The sequence below is a fragment of the Geodermatophilus sp. SYSU D00815 genome, assembly GCF_054050035.1.
Window position 1 is genome coordinate 48,742 of the sequence record NZ_JBJGYO010000002.1, and the last position, 23,670, is coordinate 72,411.

22 protein-coding genes, 4 tRNA genes and 2 pseudogenes are annotated in these 23,670 nt (G+C 73.2%); 13 read left to right on the forward strand and 15 right to left on the reverse strand.

Annotation, left to right across the window (positions count from 1 at the left end):
• Positions 1–18: 18 nt before the first annotated feature.
• The 6 genes from ACI78S_RS02820 to ACI78S_RS02845 all read right to left on the reverse strand — a co-directional run bounded on the left by ACI78S_RS02820 (position 19) and on the right by ACI78S_RS02845 (position 7,575).
• A complete protein-coding gene (locus ACI78S_RS02820) occupies positions 19–948 on the reverse strand; it encodes an NAD-dependent epimerase/dehydratase family protein (RefSeq protein WP_456970685.1) in 930 nt (309 codons plus the stop codon).
• A complete protein-coding gene (locus tag ACI78S_RS02825) occupies positions 948–1,937 on the reverse strand; it encodes an NAD-dependent epimerase/dehydratase family protein (protein ID WP_456970686.1) in 990 nt (329 codons plus the stop codon). The genes ACI78S_RS02820 and ACI78S_RS02825 overlap by 1 nt, the downstream gene beginning before the upstream one ends.
• Positions 1,934–2,935, reverse strand: a complete 1,002-nt coding sequence (locus tag ACI78S_RS02830; RefSeq protein WP_456970687.1) for an MraY family glycosyltransferase — start codon at positions 2,933–2,935, stop codon at positions 1,934–1,936. The genes ACI78S_RS02825 and ACI78S_RS02830 overlap by 4 nt, the downstream gene beginning before the upstream one ends.
• Before the next feature lie 44 nt (positions 2,936–2,979).
• A complete protein-coding gene (locus ACI78S_RS02835) occupies positions 2,980–4,851 on the reverse strand; it encodes a polysaccharide biosynthesis protein (RefSeq protein ID WP_456970688.1) in 1,872 nt (623 codons plus the stop codon).
• Positions 4,852–4,910: 59 nt separating this feature from the next.
• Positions 4,911–6,404: a polysaccharide biosynthesis tyrosine autokinase gene (locus ACI78S_RS02840; RefSeq protein WP_456970689.1), complete on the reverse strand. Its 1,494-nt coding sequence runs from the start codon at positions 6,402–6,404 to the stop codon at positions 4,911–4,913.
• Between the two features lie 349 nt (positions 6,405–6,753).
• Positions 6,754–7,575, reverse strand: a complete 822-nt coding sequence (locus ACI78S_RS02845; RefSeq protein WP_456970690.1) for an SGNH/GDSL hydrolase family protein — start codon at positions 7,573–7,575, stop codon at positions 6,754–6,756.
• A gap of 275 nt (positions 7,576–7,850) precedes the next feature.
• On the opposite strand from ACI78S_RS02845, the gene ACI78S_RS02850 reads away from it, so the two are divergent.
• From ACI78S_RS02850 to ACI78S_RS02865, 4 genes and pseudogenes are all read left to right on the forward strand, one after another.
• Entirely contained in the window at positions 7,851–8,561 is a 711-nt protein-coding gene (locus ACI78S_RS02850) for a glycosyltransferase (protein ID WP_456970691.1), read from the forward strand.
• Positions 8,530–8,604, forward strand: a pseudogene (locus ACI78S_RS02855) (hypothetical protein); the annotation flags it as partial. The gene ACI78S_RS02850 and the pseudogene ACI78S_RS02855, both read left to right, overlap by 32 nt.
• Before the next feature lie 128 nt (positions 8,605–8,732).
• Positions 8,733–8,858 (forward strand): hypothetical protein, encoded by a 126-nt coding sequence (locus ACI78S_RS02860; RefSeq protein WP_456971022.1) that lies wholly within the window; start codon positions 8,733–8,735, stop codon positions 8,856–8,858.
• A 385-nt stretch (positions 8,859–9,243) separates the two neighbouring features.
• Positions 9,244–9,621, forward strand: coding sequence for a hypothetical protein (locus ACI78S_RS02865; RefSeq protein WP_456970692.1), 378 nt, complete (start codon positions 9,244–9,246; stop codon positions 9,619–9,621).
• A 391-nt stretch (positions 9,622–10,012) separates the two neighbouring features.
• Here ACI78S_RS02865 and ACI78S_RS02870 read toward each other — a convergent pair whose 3' ends face one another.
• Positions 10,013–10,285 (reverse strand): hypothetical protein, encoded by a 273-nt coding sequence (locus ACI78S_RS02870; RefSeq protein WP_456970693.1) that lies wholly within the window; start codon positions 10,283–10,285, stop codon positions 10,013–10,015.
• Positions 10,286–11,114: 829 nt separating this feature from the next.
• Here ACI78S_RS02870 and ACI78S_RS02875 point away from each other — a divergent pair.
• Positions 11,115–11,303, forward strand: a complete 189-nt coding sequence (locus ACI78S_RS02875) for a hypothetical protein (protein WP_456970694.1) — start codon at positions 11,115–11,117, stop codon at positions 11,301–11,303.
• A gap of 304 nt (positions 11,304–11,607) precedes the next feature.
• Positions 11,608–12,558: pseudogene (locus ACI78S_RS02880) on the forward strand (tyrosine-type recombinase/integrase); the annotation flags it as partial.
• Positions 12,559–12,761: 203 nt separating this feature from the next.
• On the opposite strand, the gene ACI78S_RS02885 reads toward ACI78S_RS02880, so the two are convergent.
• Positions 12,762–12,834, reverse strand: a tRNA-Lys gene (locus ACI78S_RS02885).
• Positions 12,835–13,044: 210 nt separating this feature from the next.
• A complete protein-coding gene (locus ACI78S_RS02890; protein WP_456970695.1) occupies positions 13,045–13,926 on the reverse strand; it encodes a Rieske 2Fe-2S domain-containing protein in 882 nt (293 codons plus the stop codon).
• A 182-nt stretch (positions 13,927–14,108) separates the two neighbouring features.
• Between ACI78S_RS02890 and ACI78S_RS02895 the strand changes: the two genes are divergently transcribed.
• A complete protein-coding gene (locus ACI78S_RS02895; RefSeq protein WP_456970696.1) occupies positions 14,109–14,606 on the forward strand; it encodes a GtrA family protein in 498 nt (165 codons plus the stop codon).
• Between the two features lie 53 nt (positions 14,607–14,659).
• Positions 14,660–14,992, forward strand: a complete 333-nt coding sequence (locus ACI78S_RS02900; protein ID WP_456970697.1) for a hypothetical protein — start codon at positions 14,660–14,662, stop codon at positions 14,990–14,992.
• A 9-nt stretch (positions 14,993–15,001) separates the two neighbouring features.
• On the opposite strand, the gene ACI78S_RS02905 is transcribed toward ACI78S_RS02900, so the two are convergent.
• Positions 15,002–15,652, reverse strand: coding sequence for an AMIN-like domain-containing (lipo)protein (locus ACI78S_RS02905; RefSeq protein WP_456970698.1), 651 nt, complete (start codon positions 15,650–15,652; stop codon positions 15,002–15,004).
• Between the two features lie 109 nt (positions 15,653–15,761).
• Here ACI78S_RS02905 and ACI78S_RS02910 point away from each other — a divergent pair.
• From ACI78S_RS02910 to ACI78S_RS02930, 5 genes are all read left to right on the forward strand, one after another.
• Positions 15,762–15,834: transfer RNA gene (locus ACI78S_RS02910), tRNA-Glu, on the forward strand.
• Between the two features lie 13 nt (positions 15,835–15,847).
• A tRNA-Asp gene (locus ACI78S_RS02915) sits at positions 15,848–15,921 on the forward strand.
• A gap of 24 nt (positions 15,922–15,945) precedes the next feature.
• Positions 15,946–16,019: transfer RNA gene (locus ACI78S_RS02920), tRNA-Phe, on the forward strand.
• A 430-nt stretch (positions 16,020–16,449) separates the two neighbouring features.
• A complete protein-coding gene (locus tag ACI78S_RS02925; RefSeq protein ID WP_456970699.1) occupies positions 16,450–17,196 on the forward strand; it encodes a response regulator transcription factor in 747 nt (248 codons plus the stop codon).
• Positions 17,197–17,240: 44 nt separating this feature from the next.
• Entirely contained in the window at positions 17,241–18,740 is a 1,500-nt protein-coding gene (locus tag ACI78S_RS02930) for a sensor histidine kinase (protein WP_456970700.1), read from the forward strand.
• 7 nt (positions 18,741–18,747) lie between these two features.
• Here ACI78S_RS02930 and ACI78S_RS02935 read toward each other — a convergent pair whose 3' ends face one another.
• The 5 genes from ACI78S_RS02935 to ACI78S_RS02955 form a co-directional block, all read right to left on the reverse strand.
• Positions 18,748–19,734, reverse strand: coding sequence for a glycosyltransferase (locus tag ACI78S_RS02935; RefSeq protein WP_456970701.1), 987 nt, complete (start codon positions 19,732–19,734; stop codon positions 18,748–18,750).
• Between the two features lie 189 nt (positions 19,735–19,923).
• Positions 19,924–21,621 carry an NAD(P)/FAD-dependent oxidoreductase gene (locus tag ACI78S_RS02940; protein ID WP_456970702.1) on the reverse strand — a complete coding sequence of 566 codons (1,698 nt, stop codon included), beginning with the start codon at positions 21,619–21,621 and terminating at the stop codon, positions 19,924–19,926.
• Complete coding sequence (locus ACI78S_RS02945; RefSeq protein WP_456970703.1) at positions 21,618–22,496, reverse strand: hypothetical protein; 879 nt, start codon at positions 22,494–22,496, stop codon at positions 21,618–21,620. Before ACI78S_RS02945 ends, ACI78S_RS02940 begins: the two co-directional genes overlap by 4 nt.
• Before the next feature lie 266 nt (positions 22,497–22,762).
• On the reverse strand, positions 22,763–23,065 hold the full coding sequence (locus ACI78S_RS02950) for an NAD(+)--rifampin ADP-ribosyltransferase (protein ID WP_456970704.1): 303 nt from the start codon (positions 23,063–23,065) through the stop codon (positions 22,763–22,765).
• 170 nt (positions 23,066–23,235) lie between these two features.
• Positions 23,236–23,664, reverse strand: a complete 429-nt coding sequence (locus ACI78S_RS02955; protein ID WP_456970705.1) for a VOC family protein — start codon at positions 23,662–23,664, stop codon at positions 23,236–23,238.
• Positions 23,665–23,670 lie beyond the last annotated feature (6 nt).

Genomic DNA, 23,670 nt, shown 5'->3' on the forward strand with positions numbered 1-23,670 from the left:
TGCCCCGGTGTGTCCAGCTCACGCCTGGTGCGCCCCGGTCTCCTCGAACCACCGCACCGTGCGGCGCAGCCCTTCGTCCAGTGGCACTGGGCGTGCCTCCGGGATCAGCGCCAACAGCGCGCTGTTGTCGGCGGTGGACGCGCGCACGTCACCGGTCCGAGGCGCCACGAAGTCGACCTTCGGCTCCCCGATCGCGAGGATGGCGCTCAACCGCCCGACCAGGTCGAGCAGGTCGGTGTTGGTGCCGAAGGCCAGGTTCACCGGGGCCTCCGCGGCGACGCGCCGCTCTAGGGCGTGCGTCAGGACGTCGACCACCGAGTCGACCGACGTGAAGTCCCGCGACTGGCGACCGTCCCCGTGCACCTGCAGGGGCATCTGGTCGAGCATCGCCGCGATGAACGTCGGGACGACGGCGGCGTAGGGGTGCCGCGCCGACTGCAACGGTCCAAAGACGTTGAAGAAGCGGAAGGCCAGCGTGGGCATGCCGTAGGTGCGCTGGAAGGCGTTCACATAGGACTCGCCGGCCAGCTTGCTCACGGCGTAGGGGCTGCGCGGCATGGGCAGCAGGCTCTCGACCTTGGGCATGACCTCGTTGGCGCCGTACACCGAGGAGGAGGACGAGAAGGCGAGGTAGGCGCCGACGTCCCGCGCGGCGACGAGCACGTTGAGCGTCCCGGTGACGTTGATCTCATTCGTCAGCTGCGGATTCTCCACCGAACGGGGCACCGATCCGCGCGCGGCCAGATGCATGACCGAGTCCGCGCCCCGGAACGCCCGGGCGAGCATGACGGGATCGAGGATGGATCCCTCCACCAGCTCGACGTCCAGGCCGGTGAGGTTGGACCGGTAGCCGGTGCTGAAGTCGTCGAAGACGACCACCTCGTGCCCCCGGGCCAGCAGGCCCCGGGTGAGATTGCTGCCGACGAAGCCGGCTCCGCCGGTGACCACTATGCGCACTGTTCCTGCCGTTCTGCCTGTTCGGTGTTCTCGATGCCGATGTACTGCGGCTGCGCCAGCTGCTCGGCCAGCCGCGTCCAGTCCTCGTCGCGGGCGAATCCCGCGAAGCCCAGGTCCGCCAGCCGGCCGCACTTCTGGGACTGGCCAAACCAGACCAGCTCCAACCGGCGGCTCAGGGCCACCGCCTTTGCCATGCCCCCAACGGCGGTCAGCCGCACCACCGCCCGAGCGAGTGCCGCGGGGATGCGGCGCGGGCGGCGACCGAGGGCGAGCAGGGTGAGCAACCGACCGGTCGTCATCGCACCGGCCGGGTGCAAGTACACACCACCGATCGGGCGAGCGTGGCCGACCAGCAGGCGAACCGCCGCGGCCACCTCGCCGACCAGGACCTGTGGGGTGGGCTGCGCGCCCGGAGCGGCGACCGAGGCCAGCCGGCTGCGGGCCAGCCGGCTCAGCGCCCGGCTGACCTGGCGGTCGGGGCCGTGCACGGACGTCGGCCGGTACCGGACCACCTCCAGGCCGGCGACCTCTGGCTCCAGCCTGAGCAACAACTGCTCGCCGGCCGCCTTGCTCACCGAGTACGGGGAGAACGGCGCGAACCGGTCGCTCTCGTCCAGCATCCGCGAGCGGCCTTGCACGGCGGCTGACGAGACGTGCACCAGGCGCCGGACGCCGGCCCGTTCGGCCGCAAGTGCGAGAACGCCGGGAAGCAGCGCGTTGGCGCCGGTCAGCTCCGGCGAGGCGCCCGCGGCGGCGTTCGCGATGCCCGCGCAGTTCACGACCACCTCGCAGCCGGTCAGCGCGGCGACCAACCGGTCACCCATCTCGCCTGCGGCCACGGCGGCCACATCGGCCGGCCCTGCGCTGGTTCCGGTGAGCCGGGGTGCGGCGACCGGGCGCACGTCCTCGCCGGCTTCCCGCAGGGTCTGCGCCACGGCACCGCCGACGAAACCGCCCGCCCCCAGGACGGCGACCCTCACCGGGCAGGCTCCCAGCCCACGGCGGCCGGGACGGTCGTCTTCGACCGTCCGCGCAGCGTGGGTACCCAGCGCGGCGAGCTGAGGTAGCCCGCCATCAGCAGGACCACCGCGGACGACCCCAGGACCGTGCTCCAGACCTCGCCCCGGCCGAGCAGCAGCCCGGCTCCGGCCGTTGCCGCCGAGGTGGCCGCGACGCCGGTGGCGACGGCGAGGTGGCCGAGTCCCGCCGTGGTCAGACGCTGGTAGACGTGCGACCGGTGCGCCTCGTACCACTTCTCCCCCGCGCGGACGCGGCGGAGCAGGGTCGAGCCGGTGTCGGCCAGGTAGACGGCGAGCGGACCGAGCACCGCCGGCAGCGGCAGCCCGGCGAAGACCGCGGCGATGCCCAGGGAACCCAGGGCGCCGCCCAGGGCGTAGCTGCCGACGTCGCCGAGGAACATGCGCGGTGCGACCGCGTTCCAGGGCAGGAACGCCGCGAACGCCGCCGCGACGACGAGCGAGCCCGCTGTCAGCCAGGGCACATCCTCGACCACGCCGAGAACGGCGTAAGACGCCCCGGTCACGGCGCCGAAGAGCCCCGAGATGCCGTTGATGCCGTCCATGAAGTTCGTGACGTTGACGAAGGCGGCCAGGGCAATCATGGCCACGGCGCTCAGCCACAGGGCCGGGCGGGCCTGGAACGCGAGCGCGACCACCACGGCGGCGGCCAGGGCCAGCTGGCCCACCGCGCGCATGCCGGCGGACAGCCCCCGGACGTCGTCGATCCAGCCCAGGACGCCGAGCAGGGCCACCCCACAGGCCGCGGCTACCAGGAGGCCGGACGTCGGTCCGCCGGCCGTGCCGAGGAGCAGCCACCCCGACACGACCGCGGCGGCCGGGCCGAGGCCGCCACCGCGGAGCACCGGGCGATCGTGCGACGACCGCGCGTTCGGGACGTCGAGCACCTGCCAGCGACCCAGCAGCCGGTGGACGACGACGAGCGCTCCGGTGGCCGTCACGCCGCCACCGGCCAGGGGGAGCGCGACTTCCGTCAGGGCCGCCGTCATCCGGCGGCCTCGGCCGACGGCTGCGGCTCAGGGACCCGCGGCGAGGACGTGCGCTCGTTGGGCCGGGCCGAAATGAACCCGCGCCCGGTCCGCCGCTCGGATTCGAACAGCGGTGCCCAGACCAGCAGGTCCGAGGCACGGCGCCCCATGTTGGCCAACACCCAGTCGTCCAGCGGCGGGACCGGGACAGCGGTGATCAGCGGGTGCACCGGGCGCAGTTCTATCTCGTCGGTACCGAACAGCACCTCGTCGTTCTTCTCGCCGGGTCGCAAGCCGGTGTAGACAATTTCGATCGGCTGCTGGCACAGGTCGACGAGCTGCCTAGCCACGTCCGCGATTTTCACCGGGCGCCCCATGTCGAGGACCAGCACTTCTCCCCCGGAGCCGAGAGCGCCGGCCTGGACGACGAGCTGCACGGCCTCCGGAATGGTCATGAAGTAGCGCGTCACGTCGGGATCGGTGACAGTGACGGGACCACCGCGGGCGATCTGCGCCGCAAAGGTCGTGAGCACCGATCCGCGGGAGCCGAGGACGTTGCCGAAGCGAACCGACAGGAACTCCCCGGCGCTTCGCTGGGCGTAGGCGGCGGTCAGCCGCTCCGCGATCCGCTTCGTCGTGCCCAGCACGTTGACCGGATCGGCGGCCTTGTCGGTCGAGATGTTGATGAAGTGGCTCACGTCGACGGCGATCGAAGCCTCGAGCACGTTCCGCGTGCCGAGCACGTTCGTCTTCCAGGCCTCGTCCGGGTATTGCTCCAGCATGTTGACGTGCTTGAGCGCGGCGGCATGGAAGACCACCTCGGGCCGGCGGTTTCGGAACACGGCATCCACCGACTCGGTGTCCCGGATGTCCAGCAGCACCACCTCGGGGAGCTCGAGCCGGGCCTCGCCGTGCAGCCGCAACTGGAGCGCGTGCAACGCTGACTCATCCCGATCAACCATGATCAGCTCACTAGGGCCGAAACGGGACAGCTGGACGCAGAGCTCCGAGCCGATCGACCCACCGGCACCGGTCACCAGGACCCGACGGCCGACGATGTAGCTGGCGATGCCGGCCATGTCGGTGTCGATCTGGTGACGTCCGAGCAGGTCTGCGATGTCGATGTCCCTGATGTCGCGGATGCCGGCGAGCGAGCCGACGAGTTCGGACATGCGAGGGAGCACCTTGACGGCCAGGCCCGCCGCCGCGGCTCGCCGGCTGATGTCGCGCACGAGGGCCGCGCTGGCCGAGGGAATGGCGATGACCAGCACCTCCGCGCCCGTGACGCGGGCGGCGGTCTCGATGTCGTCGCGCCCACCGAGCATGCGGACGCCCTCGATTCGGGCATGGCGCTTGCATGGGTCGTCGTCGAGCAGCCCCACGGGGAGGTACGGGCCCACGGAGTCGTGCTGCATGGACCAAATCAGCTGGTGACCGCCCACGCCACCGCCGAAGATCAGCGTCCGCCTGCCGGTCAGCGGCCGCAGGCGCTCCTCCCACCGCCGACGCAGCACGTAGCGCAGGCTGAGCATCAGCACAAAGGTCACCACAGCTCCGGCCGGCGGAACCGAGAGTGGCACCAGCCGTGGCGACCCACTGATGAGGACCACCACCAACGTGGCCACCGCCGCTGCCCCCGCCGCCGCGGCCATGCCAGCCGATTCGTCGCTGCTGGCCGGTACGTAGCGCCCCTGGTGCAGACGCAGCGCGAGCGATGCGGCGGCGAAGGCCGCGACCGCGACGACGGTGGCGACGAGCACGCCTACGGGGTGCACCCTCGTGATGTCACCGTCGTAGCGGGTCAGGCAGGCCAGGAGCAGCCCGACGAAGACCAATACCGAGTCGAGGGCGAACACCTTCGCGCGGAACGACCGCCAGCGCGTGCCCATGCCAGAGCTGCCCACCGCAATGCCCCCTGTTGTCCGTGTGTTCGTGCAGGCGGTCGGCGTCAGCGGTTGCCGCGGACGGGGACCATGGGGCTGGTCAGGTCCGGCATCGGGCGGCGCCGCGAGTCCGCCGTACGGCTCTCCGACTGTCGCGACCGGACCGGCCGGTTGGTGCCCTCCGTAGTCCGCTCGCGGTCCGCGTCGGCCTCGTAGCCGTAGCCGTAGCCGTAGCCACGGCCCTTGCCGGCTACAGGCGGGACCCGATTGAGGACGACGCCGAGCAGCCTGGCGTCGATCCGCTCGAGCGTGGCAGCAGCCTCGCTGAGCTCCTCGCGCCGCGTCTTCCCGTAGCGCGTGGACAGCACGCAGCCGTCGGAGAGAACGCTCAGGATCGCCGCGTCAGTGACCGGCAGCAGCGGCGGGGCGTCGATCAGCACGAAGTCATTGGTGGTGCGCAGGTGCGCGAGCAGGCTGCGCATCTGCGCCGACCCGAGCAGCTCGCTGGGGTTGGGCGGCATCGGCCCTGCGGCCAGAACGGTGAGGTGCCCGTCCCCCCAGGGCTGAGCCACGTCGTGCAGCGAGGCCTTGCCTGCCAGTACGTCGGTCAGGCCCGCTCCCGCGACCAGGCCCATGTAGCGGGTCACCCGGGGACGGCGCAGGTCGGCCTCGATGAGCGTGACCCGACTACCGAACTGCGCGAGCACGGTGGCCACGTTGACCGCCATCGTCGACTTCCCCTCACCCGCCAGCGCGCTGGAGATCACGATGACCCGCGGCGGGTTGTCCACATCGAGGAACTGCAGGTTCGTCCGGATCGCGCGGTAGGACTCCGAGCTGATCGACTGCAGGGACTGATCCGTCACCAGGTGGTGATCGGTCAGCTGCGGGTCGTCGAGCACGGTGCCGATCAGGCCGGCGCCAGTGAGCTCACGGATGTCCTCGCCAGTCTTGACCGTGTTGTCCAAGCGGCTGCGCAGCAACGCCAGGCCGACACCCAGCAGCATCCCGAGCAGGCCGCCCAGCGTCAGATTGCTCCGGGTGTCAGGGGACACAGGGGCGCCGTCGAACGTCGCCTCCTGAACCGTGGTGACCTTGACCGTGGGGACGTCGGATCCCTCCGGGGTTTCCAGCTCGCCCACGCGGAGGCTGAACTGGCGCCCGAGGGACGCCGCGATCGCCTGTGCCCGCTCCGGGGACGTGTCGGTCACCTGAACCTGGAGGATCACCGTGTCTGGCTGTGTCGTGGCCGTCACCAGGGCGGCAGCCTGCTCCGGCGTCATGTCGAGGTCCAACTCCTCGACGACCCGGGTGGCCAGCTGCACGCCGGTCAGCAACTCGGTGTACGAGGCCACCCGCTGCTGGCTGAACAGGTTGCCCTGGTAGGCGGTCGTGGTGTCCGTCGTCCCCGACGCCGAGACGAACAACTTCGTCGACGAGGCGTACAACGGCGTCGCCAGGTAGGTCAGCGCCGCCGCGGTACCCACGCACAGCAGGACGGCACCCGCCATCAGCCACCAGCCGGTCCGGATGGCCTGCCAGACCCCGCTCAGGTTCACGTTCTCCCCAATCGCTGCTGTCCGGCGCCCTGTTCGGCGCCGCCGACCCCCGGCTGCTCAGCGGCGGATCGGGCGGGACGCTACCTGCGGAACAAGATCGTCCAAGACCGCTGGGGGGCTGTGGCGGGCAGAGTGACCACTGTGACGAATGGGTCCGGAATTCGACTTGAGTGCGACACGAGGCACCCCGGCGTCGGCAGATGTGTCAGGTCATACGACGATTTCCTGGGGCCTGGCTTGTGCACTCTTGACGACGGGCGCCCCGGTGACGGACCGGTCCCCGGCACGCGCCGGACCGGTTCCCCGGTAAGCGCCGGACAGGCCCCGGCACGGGGCCCGGGCCGTCCGGTCAGTTGCCGGCAGCCCCGTGCTGCGCCAGCGCGCTCGTCACCACCGGAGCGATGAGGGTGGCCAGGTGGGCGTGCCCAACGTCGGTCGGAGAGACGCCGTCCGGGCTGATTAGCCCGGCGGGGGCGGCGAACCAGCCGGTGGCCAGCGGGTCGACGAAGCCGACCCCGGCAGCCTCGGCGGCCGCCCGCACAGCGTCCCGCTCGGCGAGCAGATCGGCCGGTGGTGCGCCGTCGCTCCAGATGGGGCCGACGAGGACGACGACCGACCCCGGCGCCGTCTCGCGCACGGAGGCGATGACCTGCGCGGCCTGGCTGCGGACCACCGCGGGGTTCTGCCCCCTGTCGTTGCGGCTGCCGACGACCAGGGTGACGGCTGCGTCCGCCTCGGGCGCGCTCTCGACCAGCCCGAGGTAGTCCTGCCCACCGACTCCCACGCTCGCGTATCCGGCCTGGGAGGCCGCGTGCAGCGCGAGCTCGGTGCCTGTGGAGCCGGCGACCAGGGCGGGCCAGCCGGCCGGGCCGAGCCCGCCCTGCTCGTTGCCGGCCGCGTAGCCGTCCCCGTACACCGCGAGCACCGGAGGGGCCGCCGGCGCCTCGGGTGCCGCCGGCGCCGTGGCCGTGGACGTCGGGGCGGTCGTCGAGCCGCTCGGCCCCGGGTCGGCAGACAGCTCGAGGATCTCGGCGTACTCGCCGGTGGACGGGACGGTCAGGCTCTCCTGCTTCTGGATGAGCAGGACGAGCACCGCGGCGGTGCCCAGCACGAGGACGACGAGTGCCGCTGCAAACCAGCGCGGCGGACGCTCAAGACCCAGTCCTCGCATGACCGAAGGGTAACGAACCGAATCCGCAGCGTCGGTGAGGCGCGACCATCCGGCGAACATGTCCTGACCACCAGACGGGCGCCGGCCGCGTACGTTGGTTCCGGCCGAATGACAGCAATCGGCGCCAACCATTGAGACTGGGCAAGGATTTGCATTGCGTCGTCCTGCGCCCGGACGGGTCCTCCACGTAGCAGCCGTCGATTTCACGGTTGCGAAGCTCCTGGACCCGCAACTGAACTGGCTCGCCGCGCGGGGTTTCGAGGTCCACGTCTCCTGTGGGCGGACCACGGACGAGCACTGGCGGGCCCTGTCGGAGTTCCACGCACACGACCGGCCCCTTCCCAGGAGCACTCAGGCCGCTACCGATCGCACGGGCGTTTGTGCGGCTGGTGCGGCTCGTCTGGCACGTGAGGCCTGCTCTGGTGCACCTGCACACGCCGGCGGCCGCTCTGCCGGCGCGCCTGCTGCCGTCCTCGCTGTGGCCACCGGGCACGAAGATCGCCTACACGGTGCACGGCTTCTCCCACCAGTGGCCCCCTCGCGGCCGCGGCGAGACGGCAGTGCAGCGGCTGGAGCAGTACCTGTCACGGCGAACCGACTTGATCCTCTTCCAGAGCCAGGAGGACCTTGAGGAGGCCTCGGCTCGGCGTTATGCCGGGCCGCTGGTTCTTCTGGGGAACGGTGTGCAGGATGAGTGGTTCGACCTGCCCGATGTGGTGCGGCGACGCGGCACCGACCTCCGATCGCTCCTTGTCGGTCGCCTGGTGCGCGAAAAGGGGATCCTCGACCTGCTCGCCGCCATCGAGAACCTCGAGGGTGTCCAACTCGACATCGTCGGCGACGCCCTAGTCTCCGACCGGGACGGGGTGGCCGCCGAGGGCTCTCGCCGGACGGCCGGGGTTCGAGGCCGTCAGGCTGCACGGCATGCTGCATCCCGCAGGAGTCCGGGACCTCTTGGCGGCGACCCACGTGCTGTGCCTGCCTAGCTACCGAGAGGGGGTCCCGCGCAGCGTGATCGAAGCGCTGGCTGCCGGGAGACCCGTGATCGCTTCGCGCATCCGCGGCAATCGCGAGCTGGTGGTCCCGAGGCCAACGGCCTCCTGCACAAGCCGGCCGATGTCGCCGCCATCAGGGACGCCGTTGTCACGCTGCGGGACATGGATCCGGACAGCTTCAGCCGGATGGCCGCCGCTGCCAGGAAGGGCGCCGACCCTGAACGCCGGGAGGACGCGGTGTACGAACGTCTGCTTGCCGCCTACGCCCAGGTTGGTGTCCGCCCATGACGTCAGTCCTTGTCACCGGCGGCACCTCGGGTCCCGAACGACTCGTGATTCAGCAGCTCCTCGCCCTGGGGGACCAGGTCACGGCCGTTGTCCGTACGGATCGGGCCGCAAACGAACTCGCGAAGCTGGGGTCCGAGGTCGTACGCGGCGACCTCGAGTCGGTCGACACGCTTCCGGACGGTAGAGCCACCTGTTATTGCACATCGCTGGCGTGCGCTACAGCGAGGAGGCGCGGGCGCTGGCCGCCCGATGGAAGGTCGCGGGCGCGGTCTGCGTCAGTTCTGCGTCCGCGAGCGCAGACGGCCATCCCCTCCGGCAGACGATCAGCGAGCACGAGGGGCGGCTGCTCGGTGACGACCGGCCATGGCGAGTGCTTTGACCGACGATGATCTTCGGTGCGCCGACGGACCGGAGCATCCGTCTGCTCGCGGCCAGGCTGCGCCGGCTACCGGCCGTCCCCAGGCCGACCGGCGGCGGTCTCGTGCAGCCGGTGTTCGTGGACGACGTAGCGGTTGCAGTCGTCGAACTCGGTGATCGGCATGGCGACGTACAGCTCGACGCGGTGCTGCCGCTGGGAGGAGCGCGCCGGTTGACTCTGGGGGAGCTGGTCGACGACCTCGCCCGCAGGCTGGGCGTGCGGCGTCTGCCGATACGGTTGTCCATTAACGCGATGGCAGGTCTCACGAAGCGATCGGGGTTGAGTGAGCGCCACCGGGCCCTCCACGCGGTCGCCATGTTGACGACCGATCGAGTGGTCCGGTAGCCCAATGAGATCGGGCTCCGTCACCGCGCGACTGCGTGGGACGACGCCCTGGCCATCGCCCTCGAGCGTTACGCGCTGGTTCGACCAGCGCACGTCCGGCTGGAGGCTGACGGCCTCGGCGCCGGCCTGCGAACCCCGTCGGCGTCGTCGTCGCCCGCCCCAATCTGCCGACGTCGCGATTGCTGGGCTCGGCGGCGCACAAAGGGTGAGCCCCTGTGGCATCCGGCGTAGAGCACCAAGGCCTTCTCCGAATGGGGCGCCATCACCGGCGACGAGATTCTGGCCACCGCGATACCGGCTGCTGCACCACTGCGCCATGCTCTCCACCAACGGCCCCAGCTACTGGCTCATGAACCGATTCCTCACCCCACCCGAGCCGCCGATGTCATGATCAGACCGCCGCGTGAAACGACACGTCAGGCCGTACGCCCAACGACACGTGAGGTCGTACGCCGACACGCTGGATCTTCTTCGGCTGGGGCCAGGGGACGAGCGGCGGCAGACGGTTGTGTAGGGCGGCGATCTTCGCCGCCCGGGCGGCGTCGGCGACTTCCCGCTGCGTGTCGCTGAGGCGGGCGCCCCTGCCCCGCTCGCCCTTGCCGGTGGGACTGGCGCTCGTGCCGCTGTCCGCACTGCTGGTTGTTGTGCTGCTGGTGGTGGTCATCTGGACCCTCCCGGTACCGGAGCCGACACCGGATCGGGAGGGACAACGGAACCGGTGTCCTGCCGCCCATTCCCCGGCCCGTCCGGCACAGAGCTCTGCTCAGGGGCCGGGAGCGACGGCGGGGGACGACCGGACCACGACTGCTTCCGCAGCGAAGCGCCCGAAGGGCGGAAGGATCTTGGTCCGGTCGGGAGGAGGCGGCGCGGGAGGCCCTTACGCTGAGCTGCCGGACGGGTCGGGGGACCAGCAAGAACAGCCCGCCGAAGGCGGGCCTTAACGACGGCGCAGCCGGCGCCACGCGCAGCGTGGCCCGACGGGTGTTCCTGGCCTGCCCCACCGGTCGCGGCGCGACGACGTCGGGGGCGCACCCACCGGTCATTGAGCCTTGATCACCCGACACGTCGGGCAGGCCCCTGGCGGACCGATCACCGGGCCGTGCACCGGCAGTGGTCCGTCGCGGCTCGGCAAGTCCCGGCTGGCTCGCACAGCGGTCTCAACGCGACCTGCGTAGCGGCATCGCGCGCCGCTGGGTGCCCCGCACGGCTTCGTCAGCCGATCTTGATGTGTCGTGGCGACGGACTCAGAAAATATCGGGCCGGGCCTACGTCGCCGAGGATGGCACACCGCGCGGTATCCCGATCGCCTTCACCTGGAACGGCTCGGAGATCGTCCTGTGCACCACGAAGAACGCCCCGAAACTGCCCGCACTGCGCAAGAACCCCGATAGCTGCCCTGACCATCGACACCGAGGTCCCCGCCGAAGATCCTGCTCATCCGCGGGCGGGCCGAGCTGGACATCGTCGACGGCATCCCGGACGAGTATCTCCAGATGAACCGCAGGTACGAGATGACACCCGAGCAACGCAACGACTGGGAGGCCGAGGTCCGCTCGCTCTACGACCGCATGGTCCGGATCGTCGTCACCCCGACCTGGGCGAAAGTCATCGACTTCGAAACCACCCTGCCGACCGGGATCGAGGAGCTGATCCGGCAACGGGCCGAACGTCAGAACGCCTGAGAACAATGCGGCCAGGCGGGCTCCATGCTGCGTACGGTTCTCCAGCCGTCCTGCAGTCCCGTCCACCCCAGGGCCGCCCGAACGCCCGCCCCGCGCGCGGCTGCTGCAATTCTCCGGTCGAGCTTCAGGACTCCAGGACAACGGCCCCTGCGGCGCCGGCTCGGCCGGACCGGAGGAAGACCGGAGGTGAACCGGAGACCGCCTCCAGCATGCTCCGGATCATGTCTGGGGATGGCGGCGTCGGACTGCTGTCAGAGGCCTCCGGCACGCTAGGGCGCACACCTGTGCCACGGAGGTCGCTGACATGGCCGGCTCCATCACTCGCATCACGCTCAGCGACGGCTCCGCCCGCTATCGCTCACGGTATCGGGACCCTGGCGGTCGTCAGCACGAACGGCGCTTCGTGCGGAAGGTCGACGCCCAGCGCTGGCTTGACGAGGCCACCTCGGCCCTCGTCACGCAGACATGGACGGCGCCGGAGCGCGGCAGGGTCACCGTCTCCGACTGGGCCGACCGGTGGCTGGCCTCGCAGACAGGCGTAAAGCCGAGCACGCTCTACCGCTACGGCAACCTGCTGCGGACCCACGTGCTGCCGACCTGGGGACAGCACCGGCTCGCCGATGTCACGCACGCCGATGTCGCCGTCTGGGTCGCCAAGCTGCTGGCCCAAGGGTCCGCCGCGGGCACCGTACGGCAGGCCCATCGGGTGTTCTCGCTGTTGCTGGGCCTCGCCGTCCGCGACGGGCGCATCCCGCGTAACCCGGCCGAGCGAGTGCCGCTGCCTCGCGTGATCCGGAGCGAGCCGCGGTTCCTCACCCACGACGAGGTCGAGCGGCTCGCGGACGCGGCAGGCGATGAGGGGGACGTCATCCGGCTGCTGGCGTTCACCGGACTGCGCTTCGGTGAGATGGCCGCCCTGCGGGTCCGTCGCGTCGACTTCCTCCGGCGCCGGCTCACCATCGCCGAGGCCGTCACCGAGGTCGGCGGGCGGCTTCAGTTCGGCACGCCCAAGACCCATCAGCAGCGAACCGTGCCCCTGCCCGCAGCCCTCGCGGAGCCGCTGGCCCGCCGCTGCGAGGGCAAGCAGGGCGACGACCTATTGGTGACGACGGCCAGCGGCACGGTGCTTCGCCTCCGCAACTGGCGTCGCGCCGTCTTCGATCCGGCGGTACGAGCAGCCGGCCTGAGCGACGTCACTCCGCACGGCCTGCGGCACACTGCCGCGTCGCTGGCAGTCTCCAGCGGAGCCACCGTGAAAAGCGTCCAGCGGATGCTCGGGCACGCCTCGGCCGCGATGACCCTGGACGTCTACTCCGGCCTCTTCGACGACGACCTCGCCGCGCTGGCCGACCGGATGGACGCCGCCGCGCGGGCAGCTGCGGATGCGCGTGTGGGCGCCGTGTGGGCGCGGCCCCCGTCCGAGGAGTCGACGAAGAGGAAAAGACCAAGCCAGCGCGGTGGGCCCCGTGGGGATCGAACCCACAACCCGCGGATTAAAAGTCCGCTGCTCTGCCAGTTGAGCTAGAGGCCCCTGCGTCTGCGAGTCTCGCAGACCCCGCCGGCCGCGCGGACGCCCGCGCGCGGACCCACCGTGTCCCCTGCCCGGGATCTTCCACCCGATCAGGGGATGCCGCGGAGCAGCACCGGTTACGTAGCGTCATCGCCGTCGAGCCACGGCTCCCCCGCAGACACCGGCCCGGCCCCCGTTCCCCCCGGGAGGCCGGGCCGGCCTCATCTCCGCCTACTGGTGCCGCGCGGTCAGCCGCGCCAGGACGTGCCCGGCCTCCATGCGCACCTCGAGCTTCTCCTGCGGGTTCGCCGCCGGGCCGCGGCGCGGTTCCCCGCTGTCGAGGTCGAAGGCCGAACCGTGCCACGGGCAGACCAGGCAGCTCTGCCCGCGCACCTCCTCGATCGTGCCCTCGTGCAGCGGACCGGCGAGGTGCGCGCAGGAACCGATGAAGACGTCGACCCGACCGCCCCGGCGGACGACGGCCAGGGGCACCTCCGCGCTGCCGCCCGAGCCGGTGCGCAGCGCCGGCCGCCCCTCCGGCAGGTCGTCCATCGGGCCCAGGTCGATCCAGTCGGACCCCAGCGCCCGCGCGGAGGTGGCCGCGTGCGACGCGCCGGACGACTGGGCGTACGACATGTGCCCGCCGATCGACGCCGACGCCGTCGCGATCCCCAGCCCGGTGTAGGACAGCACCCGGCCCAGCGCCCCGCGCCCGCGGGCCCGCGCCACCAGCGAGCCGACGTAGAGGCCCAGCGCCACCGAGTTCAGCGTGGCGTGCAGCGCGCCCAGCCGACGCACCCCCGGGTCCTGCTCCGACCAGTCCGCCGCCCCCGACAGCGCCGCGGGCACCGCGGCCACCACCCCGGTGCCGATCAGCGCGGTCGCCGCCGGGCGCAGCGCCGGGACGGCGTCGAGCAGGCCCGCGGACGTCCAGCTGCCCACGGGCACCTGGACGAGCACCGGGTGCAGCGGGTGCCCCAGCCAGGTGCCGTGCAGGAAGTCCTTGAGCGCCGGCGGCCTCAGCGCGGAGCGGACCGCCCGGCGCGCGGGCTCGATCGCCTTGTCGAAGGTCGGGACGTCGGCGATCCGGTCCAGGAATCCCATCAGGCTCATGGGCGCCTCCTACCCGCGCCGACGTGCGGCGATGCCGACGCGTGGACGCCGACCGCTCACTTCCCGGCCACAGAACCGTCATAGCTGCGGGTGACGATTCGCACAGCGGCGCCGGGCATGTTCGGCCGGTGCCGATGGCTACACCGATCGCTGCTGCCGACCACTGCCCGGAAGGACCCACGATGACCTGCGCGCTGCTCCGCCGCCCCGCGGCCGAGTCGCCGGCGCCCGGTCAGCTGCGGGCCTCCTGGGACCGGCTCGCGCGACGGCTCTCCGAGGACGACGCCACGGCGCAGTTCGCCCGGTTCGTCACCGTGGGCGGCGTCTCCAGCGCCCTCTACGGGCTGCTGTTCGTGCTGCTCGACGGCCTGGGGCACCAGCCGGCCAACCTCGTCGGCGCGGTGGCGTCCTCCATGCTGGCCAACGAGCTGCACCGGCGGCTCACCTTCCACGCCGGCGAGCGGGTCAGCTGGTTCACCGCCCAGTGGGAGGGCGGCGGGCTGGCGGTGGCCGGCATGGTCGCCACCGCCCTCGCCCTGGCCTGGTTCGACGCCGTCACCACCGACGCGGGCACACCGGCGCGGCTGGCCGTGGTCGCCGCGGTCACCGGCGCCATCGGCCTGCTGCGCTTCGTCGCGCTGCGCTGGGTGTTCGGCGCGCGCTCGCCCGACCGCGCCTGACGCGGAGCGGCGAGGTCCCCGCCGGGGGCGCGCCGCCGACCTACGCTCGCGGCATGACGTCGACCACCCCGTCCGCGCGCCTGGCCGCCACCGCCCTCGCCGGCGGGCTGCTGCTGGCGCCGCTGGCCGGCTGCACGTTCACCTCGAACAACGTCTCCTGCTCGGCGAGCTCGTGCTCGGTCACCCTGAGCGGCGACGGCGCGACGGCCGACATCCTCGGCACCGAGCTGCGCTTCGGCGGCGTGGAGAACGGCCGCGCCACGCTGGGCGTCGGCGACGTCAGCGTCTCGTGCGCCCAGGGCGAGAGCGTCGCCGCCGGCCCGCTCGAGCTGGAGTGCACCGAGGTGACCGACGACTCCGTGGAGCTCACGGCCACGGTGAACTGACGCGGCGGGTCACGCGTCGCGCAGGTCCACCACGATCCGGGTCGGGTCCGCGAGCGCGAAGACGCGGAACGGCACCCGGCCGGTGGTGCCGATGAAGGCCACCGTCGTCCCCTCGAAGGTGGCGTCGAAGGCCACCTCGGTCACCGTCGAGGTGCCCTCGCCGGGCAGCGGGTCCGGGCCCGCGTACTCCTGCTCGCCCGTGTCGTACGGGTAGCCGACCCCGGTGACCGTCACCTGCAGGACGGCGTCCCCGGCGACGTCGACCGGCTCCCCGCTGCCCTGCGACGCCGCCTGGTCCACGTAGCGGACGTCCCAGCCGGGCGTCCCGGTGCCGGCGACCTCCAGGACGACGCGGTCGAAGCCGTCCTGCCGCCCGGTGCGGATCCCGGTCACGGTGACGAGCGAGTCGGCGGAGGCGGCCGCGGTGTCCGGCTCGGTGTTCGCCGGGAACGCCGGCGCACCGGCGTCGCCACCGTCGCCGCCGTCCCCCGCGTCGTCCGGCGCGGTGGTCCCGGCGGACGACGGGGCCGAGGTCGTCGGCGTCCCCGCGCCGGCTGCGGTGTCGGTCCCCGTGCTCCCGTCCGACCCGCCGCAGCCGGCCAGGAGGGCACCGGCCACGAGCAGGGCCGCGGGCAGGGAGAGCGCACGTCGGGAGGTCACGGTGCACAGCCTGACGGGGCGGGAACGCACCGCTGGGGACCGACGCGCCGGGGTGGTGTCAGCACGCCGCCGGAGGCCATGTATCGTTCTCCCTGCCCCCGGCGAACGAGCCCCCATCGTCTAGCGGTCCAGGACGCCGCCCTTTCAAGGCGGTAGCACGGGTTCGAACCCCGTTGGGGGCACGCACCACAGCAAGGCCCTGTAGCGCAGTTGGTTAGCGCGCCGCCCTGTCACGGCGGAGGTCGCGGGTTCGAGTCCCGTCAGGGTCGCTCTCCGGTGTCCCGCACCGGTCGGGGCAGGTAGCTCAGTCGGTACGAGCGCTCGCCTGAAAAGCGAGAGGTCGGCGGTTCGACCCCGCCCCTGCCCACACCTTGCGTCGTCAGCCACAGCTCCAGGCGGGCCATGTGCCGCCACAGCTCCTTGTCCCCGTCGGACAGCTCCGCCCAGTCGTCGAAGCTGTTGGCGGCGTGCAGCTGCTGCGCCCGCCGCTCCACCCGCGACTCGTCGAGCATCCGCGAGCGGGTCTTGAAGACCGAGAGGTGGTGGACGACGGGGTTGTGGTCCTCCTGGTCGCCCGGGGACGCGGAGACGAAGCCGCCCGCGGCCTGCGCCGCGTCGTGGTGCCGGGGGTGGGTCATGCTTCCTCCTGTTGTTCCGGAACGAGATCGGCAGCTCTCGCCGTCCCGGTGAGGCCGGCGCGGCCCGGGGTCACCCCACCGGGGGAACCGGCGGCGGCGTCCAGAGAACCCTCCGCCCGTTCTCAGACAATCCACAGGATCGGGCCCCACAGTGGCGCCATGACGCAAACCGCCTCCTCCGGCGCCCCCGCCCGCGCGCCGCTGACCCGGCCGGACGGCAGCCCGCTGCGCGTGCTCGCGGTGGACGACGAGGCCTCCATCACCGAGCTGCTGTCCATGGCCCTGCGGTACGAGGGGTGGGACGTGCGGACGGCGGCGAACGGCGCCGACGCGGTGCGGGCCGCGCGCGAGTTCCGCCCGGATGCGGTCATCCTGGACGTCATGCTCCCCGACATGGAGGGCCTCGAGGTGCTGCGCCGGCTGCGCGCCGACGCCCCGCTGCTGCCGGTCATCTTCCTGACCGCGCGCGACGGCGTGGCCGACCGGATCGCCGGGCTCACCGCCGGGGGCGACGACTACGTCACCAAGCCCTTCAGCCTCGAGGAGGTGGCGGCCCGGCTGCGCGGGCTGCTCCGCCGCACCAACCGCGCGGTGGCCGACGACAGCCTGCTCGTGGTGGGCGACCTGACGCTCGACGAGGCCAGCCACGAGGTCACCCGCGCCGGCGAGGAGATCCGGCTGACCGCCACCGAGTTCGAGCTGCTGCGCTACCTCATGCGCAACCCGCGCCGGGTGCTGTCGAAGGCGCAGATCCTCGACCGGGTGTGGCAGTACGACTTCGGCGGCCAGGGCAACGTCGTCGAGCTCTACATCTCCTACCTGCGCCGCAAGATCGACCGCGGTCGCGAGCCGATGATCCACACGCTCCGCGGCGCCGGGTACATGATCAAGCCGGCCGCCAGTTGATCCGTCGCGCCGCTCCCTGGACGAGGCGCCCGCAACGGCTGTCGTTGCGGGCGCGGCTGCTGTGGACGTTCCTCGTCCCGCTCGCCGTCGTCCTCGTCCTGGTCGGCGTGGTGTCCACGGCGGCGCTGCGGCACCAGCTCATCGAGCAGACCGACGAACGGCTCGCCGCGGCGGTCGCGCGCAGCTACGAGGGGCCCGAGGGGCTGCCGCCGGTCGGGCCGGCCGGCGGCGCCGACGACGACGGGTACGACGGCGACTATGACGGCCGGCCGGACGGCCTGGACAAGCGCGGCCAGGCGGCCGGCACCGTCGCGGCGGTGATCGTCGACGGCGTCGCCGTGGAGGGCGCGGTCATCACCGACACGGGGCCGGTCGAGGACCTCGACGGCTACCAGTGCGACGTGCTCGCGAAGGTGCCGGCCGACGGGGAGCCGCACACCGTCCACCTCGGCGGCGACCTCGGCACCTACCGGGTGCTGGCCACCACCACCGCCGCCGGCGAGGTCATGGTCACCGGGCTGCCGCTGGGCAGCACCTACCACGCGGTGGAGAACCTCGTCACCGTCGAGGTGGTCGCCGGCCTGGCCGGGCTGGCCGCCGCGGCCGTCGCCGGCATCCTGGTGGTCCGCCGCACGTTGCGCCCGCTGGAGCACGTCGCCGCCACCGCCAGCCGCGTCACGGAGGTGCCGCTGGCCAGCGGCGAGGTGCGGCTGACCGAGCGGGTGCCCGAGGCCGACACCGACCCGCGCACCGAGGTGGGGCGGGTGGGCACCGCGCTCAACCGGCTGCTCGACCACGTCGAGGAGTCGCTGCACGCCCGGCAGGCCTCGGAGATGCAGGTGCGCCAGTTCGTCGCCGACGCCAGCCACGAGCTGCGCACCCCGCTGGCCTCGATCCGCGGCTACGCCGAGTTCTTCCGCCGGCAGCAGGCCGACGGCCGGCTCCCCTCGACCGACGACGTGGCGCACATGCTGCGGCGGGTGGAGGCGGAGTCGCTGCGCATGTCGGTGCTCGTCGACGAGCTGCTCCTGCTGGCCCGCCTGGACGCCGGGCGCGACCTGGAGCTGGGCGAGGTCGACCTGAGCGTCGTCGTCCTCGACGCCGTCAGCGATGCCCGGGTCGCCGGCCCGGCGCACCGCTGGCAGGTCGACGTCCCGCCCGGCGCCGTGCTGCTGCCCGGCGACGCCGCCCGGCTGCACCAGGTGCTGGCCAACCTGCTCACCAACGTGCGCACGCACACGCCCGAGGGGACGACGGCGACCGTGCGGCTGGCCGTCGAGGACGGCACCGCCGTCCTGCAGGTCGCCGACGACGGCCCCGGCATCCCCGCGGAGCTGCAGTCGCAGGTGTTCGAGCGCTTCGCGCGAGGCGACGCGTCCCGCTCCCGGGGGGCGGGCAGCACCGGGCTGGGGCTGGCCATCGTCGCGGCGGTCGTGGCCGCCCACGACGGCACGGTGGCGGTGGACAGCCGGCCGGGCCGCACGGTGTTCACCGTCCGGCTCCCGGGCGCCGTCCTCGGCGAGCCCGAGGACGAGGAGGTCTGAGCCGGGGTCAGACGCCGGCGCGGTCGGCGGCCACCTGGGCGTAGACCTGCTCGTGCACCCGGCGCACGGCGGCGAGCTGCTCGGCGCGCCAGGCGCGGTCGGCCGGTCGCGGCGCGGGCCGCGCCAGCGCGGCGCCGACCGCGGCGCTCAGCGACACCGGGTCGAAACCGTGCCGCTCGTCGGGGCCGTAGGTCACGACGTCGGACCACTGGTCGGCGAACCAGCCGCCACCGGGGGCGACCACCCGCGTGCCGACGTCGCGGCAGATCTCCAGGTCGCGCGAGTGCGTGCCGCCCACCTCGGCCAGGACGGCGACGTGCAGCTGCTGCAGCTCGGCCGCCCACGCCGCCTCGTCGGCACCCGGCACGACGAGCTCGACGGACCCCTCGGCGGCGAGCCGGGTGATGCCGGGGACGGTGTCGTCCGGGTCGCCGGGGACCCCGAGCAGGACCCGCAGCCGTCCGCCGCCGGAGACCGCTCCCGACAGCGCCGCGCGCACCAGCGCCGCCGGGTCGGGCACCACCGGGGAGGGGCAGCGCAGCACCAGCCCCACCGTGCCCCGCTCGGCGCCGAGCTCCGGCACCGGGGCCGCCACCGACGGGTGGGCCACCACGATCGCCGTGCGCCCGTACCGCTCGGCGATCTCGTCGGCCGCCCCGGGGGTGAGGGTGAACACCACCTCGGCCGTGGCCAGCAGGGCGGCGAGGTGGGCGTCGTCGCGGGTGCGGGTGCGCCCCGCGGGGTCGCGCAGCTGGTGCACGGTCAGCACCAGCGGGATGCCCAGCCGGCGGACCGTCTCGGTCCACCGCTCCAGCGCCGCCACCGGCAGGTGGGCGTACCCCCCGTGGACGTGCAGCACGTCGACCTCCGCGGCGTGCGCGGTCAGGTAGCCGGCGTCCAGCCAGGGGCTCGGCTCGGCGTCCGGGCCGACCCGCACCGCGCCGGGCGGCAGGACCGCGTCGACGTAGGCGTCGGCGAACGGGACGGTGGCCACCCGGGGGGCTCCGGGGAGGCCTGGCGCGGACACGGGGACGAGTTCCTCCTGCGGTCGTGCACTGCTCCGCAGGAGGCGGTGCGCTGCGACTCGGACGGCGGGTCGCCCCCCGGACGAGGGACGACGTCCGTTCCGCCTACCCGGCGGTCTCGGAACCGAACCCGGCCCGACCCCATCGGGTGAACCATCTCACGCGCGCGCCCGCCGCACCGTGGCCAGGTGCGCGTGCACCAGCGTGACCGCCATCGCGCCCTCCCCCACCGCCGACGCCACCCGCTTGACCGAGCCGGCGCGGACGTCGCCGGCGGCGAAGACCCCCGGCGTGCTCGTCTCCAGCACCGCCGGCGGGCGGTCCAGCGGCCAGCCGGGCGCGGCCGGCGCGTCGGGGCCGGTCAGCTCCGCCCCGGTGAGCAGGAAGCCCCAGCGGTCGCGGGCCAGCACGCCGTCGACCCAGTCGGTCCGCGGCTCGCTGCCGATGAGGACGAACAGGACGCCGTCCTCCTTGGTCTCCTCCCCGGTGTCCAGGTCCCGGACGACGAAGCTCTCCAGGAAGTCGCCCCCGATCCCGCCGACGACCTGGGACCGGCCGCGGACGTCGACGTTCGGGAGCGCCTCGAGCTCGCGGATGAGGTAGTCCGACATCGTGGCGGTGAGGTCGGCCCGCCGGACGAGCACGGTGACCCGCTCGGCGTAGCGCGCGAGGTACACCGCGGCCTGCCCGGCGGAGTTGCCACCACCGACCACGAAGACGTGCCGGCCGCGCATCGCGGGGGCCTCGGCGACCGCCGCCCCGTAGAAGACGCCGCAGCCGGTGAGCTCCTCCAGCTCGGGCACGCCGAGGCGCCGCCAGCTGGCCCCGGCGGCGACGACGACGCTGCGGGCGCGCACCGAGGTGCCGTCGCTGAGCGCCACCGTGTGCAGCTCGCCGTCGCCGGACAGGCCGGTGGCGGCCCGCATGAAGTGGAACGTGGCGCCGAAGCTCCACGCCTGCTGGTAGGCGTTGAAGGCCAGCCGGTTGCCGCTGATGCCGTCCGGGAAGCCCGCGTAGTTGCGGATCAGCGAGCTGGTGCCCGCCTGCCCGCCCACCGCCTCCGGCTCCAGCACGAGCGTCGAGAGACCCTCGGAGGCCGCGTAGACCGCCGCGCCCAGCCCGGCCGGTCCGGCGCCCACCACCACCACGTCGTGCACGGCCTCCGGGTCGAGCGGCGTCAGCAGGCCGAACGCCATCGCGATGTCGAGGTCGCTGGGGTCCTCCAGCACGGTGCGCTCCGGCCGGAAGCGCAGCACGACGACGGGCAGCCGCGGCTCGGCCAGCCCCAGGTCGGCCAGCACGGCCCGCCCCTCACGGGAGCCGGCGTCGTGGAAGCCGATCGGGATCCGGTTGCGGGTGAACGTGTCGCGCAGGTGCTGCGCCCGCTCCGACCAGCGGTCGCCGATGATCCGCACCGCCTCGAACCCGCCGCCGCGGCGGGCGGCCCACTCCTCGAGGAACTCCGCGACCCGGCGGTGGAACTCCTCGTCGGCCACCTGCTCGGGCGCGGTCACCCAGCGGTCGAGCCGGCCCAGCGTCATCGCGTCGAAGATGGGGCGGGCGGTCTCCCACGCGCCCCAGCGGACCATGGCCACGGTGAGCGCCCCGGGGTGCTCGGCGTGCAGCTCGCCGATCCGGTCCAGCCCGTCGGGGTCGGCGTCGCCGTACCCGCCGAACAGCAACGCCACCGGCGGGTCCCCGGCCTCGGCCAGGCCGGCGCGCACGTCGGCGGCGTCCGCGCCGGCGACGACGGCGAAGTCGCGGTCGTAGCGGCGGTGCAGCTCCCGGGTCATGCGCTCGCGGATGCCGTCGTCGCGCGTGAGCACGACCAGGCCGGCCTGCTGGCGGTCGCTCACCCGCGCACCCGGTCGGGGGCGGGCGCCAGCAGCCAGCCGGCGGCGCCCGTGGCGACGACCGCGACGGCGAGCACGAGGAACACCAGCGTGGTCGGGTCGCCCCAGTCCACCGTGCCCGCGAAGCGGAGCAGGGCGACGAGGACGAGGACCCCGAACACCGTGTAGGCGATCGCCGCCGTGCGCAGCCGGCGCAGGTCGCCCCCGACCGCCGCCAGCGCCGTGGCCAGGCCGAAGGCGATCAGCCAGGCCGCGACCACCCGCGCGGTGAGCGGGGTGAGCGCCCAGGGCCAGAGCGTCGTCGCGGTCGTCGGCGCCGCGTACAGGGCGACGCCGACCACGGTCAGGACGAGCGACTCGGCGCCCAGCGCGAGGCGCAGGAAGAGCGGGACGGGGTGGCGCGGCGGCGGGTCCACACCGGGGGACCGCTCCTGGAAGACGAGCATGACGAGCATGAGCACGGGCACGAGCACGTAGACCCCGAGCCAGAACCAGGCCGCCCCCTTCGCCAGCGGTGGACGGTCGGCGAACTCGGCCATGTAGTGGAACCGGTCGTTGTGCACCAGCGTCGCGATGAGGGTGAGCACGACGAACAGCAGGATGGTCAGGACGGCGGCGCGGCTGTTCACCCACACCGGGTCGCGCAGGGAGAGGAGCACGAGCACGAACCCGGCGGCGTAGCCCGCCCCCAGGAACGCCGCGGTGAGCGGTGGCTGGACGGTCCACGCGAAGGCGCTGTCGGTCTCGCCGGCCAGCACGTAGAGGGCGCCCACGGCCAACGCGGTCAGGACGGCGAAGGCGACGAGCAGCGCCCGCATGCCGGGCAGCACCCGGCGGACCTCGCTCGTCCGGCCAGGGGCGGAGGGAAGGGTTTCCACGAGACCTCCCGCTCGTCGGACCCCCGTGCGGCGTTTCGGGCGGCGCCATGCAACCACCGCGCGCTCCGGCTGTCACCGCCTTTTGCCGTCGCCCCGGGGCACGGGCTGCGCGTGCTCACCGCCGGTGACGACGACCGGCAGCAGAGTGCGAGCACCCTCGCCCACCGCGTCGCCGCGCCCGCCGGTGCGCGGACCGGAGGGGCGTCAGCCCGGACGGCGGGCGGCGAGCGCCACCTGGGGGCGCCCCGACGGATCCACCGGCAGCCTCAGCTCGGAGACCAGCTCCAGGCCCGCCTCGGCGAGCAGGGCGGCCACAGCTGCTCGGGACGCCACAGGTGCGTCGTCCAGGCCGCCGGCACGCCGCCGTACGCCACGGTGCGCACCACGTCGCCGTCGCCGGCGTGCGTGCCGATCAGCACCTGGCCGCCGGGGAAGTAGACGTGGTTCGACACCCGGCCCTCCTGGAGGTCGGACCCGTGGCCGGGAACCAGCTCGTCGCCGACCTCGAGGTCCGACCTCGTCCCGTGGTAGCAGGGGCCCTCGACGTGCCCGCAGCTCTCGCAGGTCACCGGGACGCGCCGCCCGGTGGGGCCCGGGCGGCCGCGGCGAGCGGGACGGCTGCCGGCGCCCTGCTGGTGGCCTCCCACGCCGGCGCGGTCGGCCGCCGCCCGGTCCTGCTCGTGGCGCCGGAGGTGGGCCCCGGCCGGCCGGTCCGCCGGCGGGGCTCACCGCGACCGGCTCAGGCGAAGTCCTCCGGCGTGAACGCCCGCGGCTCCACCAGCACGAGCCAGTTGCCCGAGACGTCGCGCATGACCGCCTCGACGCCGTAGGGCCGCTCGGACGGCTCCTGCAGGAACTCCACGCCCTTCGCCGACAGCTCCTCGAAGGTCTTGCGGCAGTCGTCGACGGTGAGGCCCAGCGAGCTCATCGACCCCCGCTCCAGCGACCGCCGGACGAACGCCGCCGCCTCCTCGTCCAGCGGCGGGCCCGGCGTCATGAGCGTGATCTCCAGCTCGGGCTGGCTGGGGTGGCTCACGGTCACCCAGCGGAAGCCCTCGCCCATCGTGATGTCGGTGCGCGGGGTGAAGCCGAGGACGTCGACGTAGAAGTCGCGCGCCGCGTCCTGGTCGAGGCAGTAGACGGTGACGAGGGAGACGTTGGTGATCATGCGGGG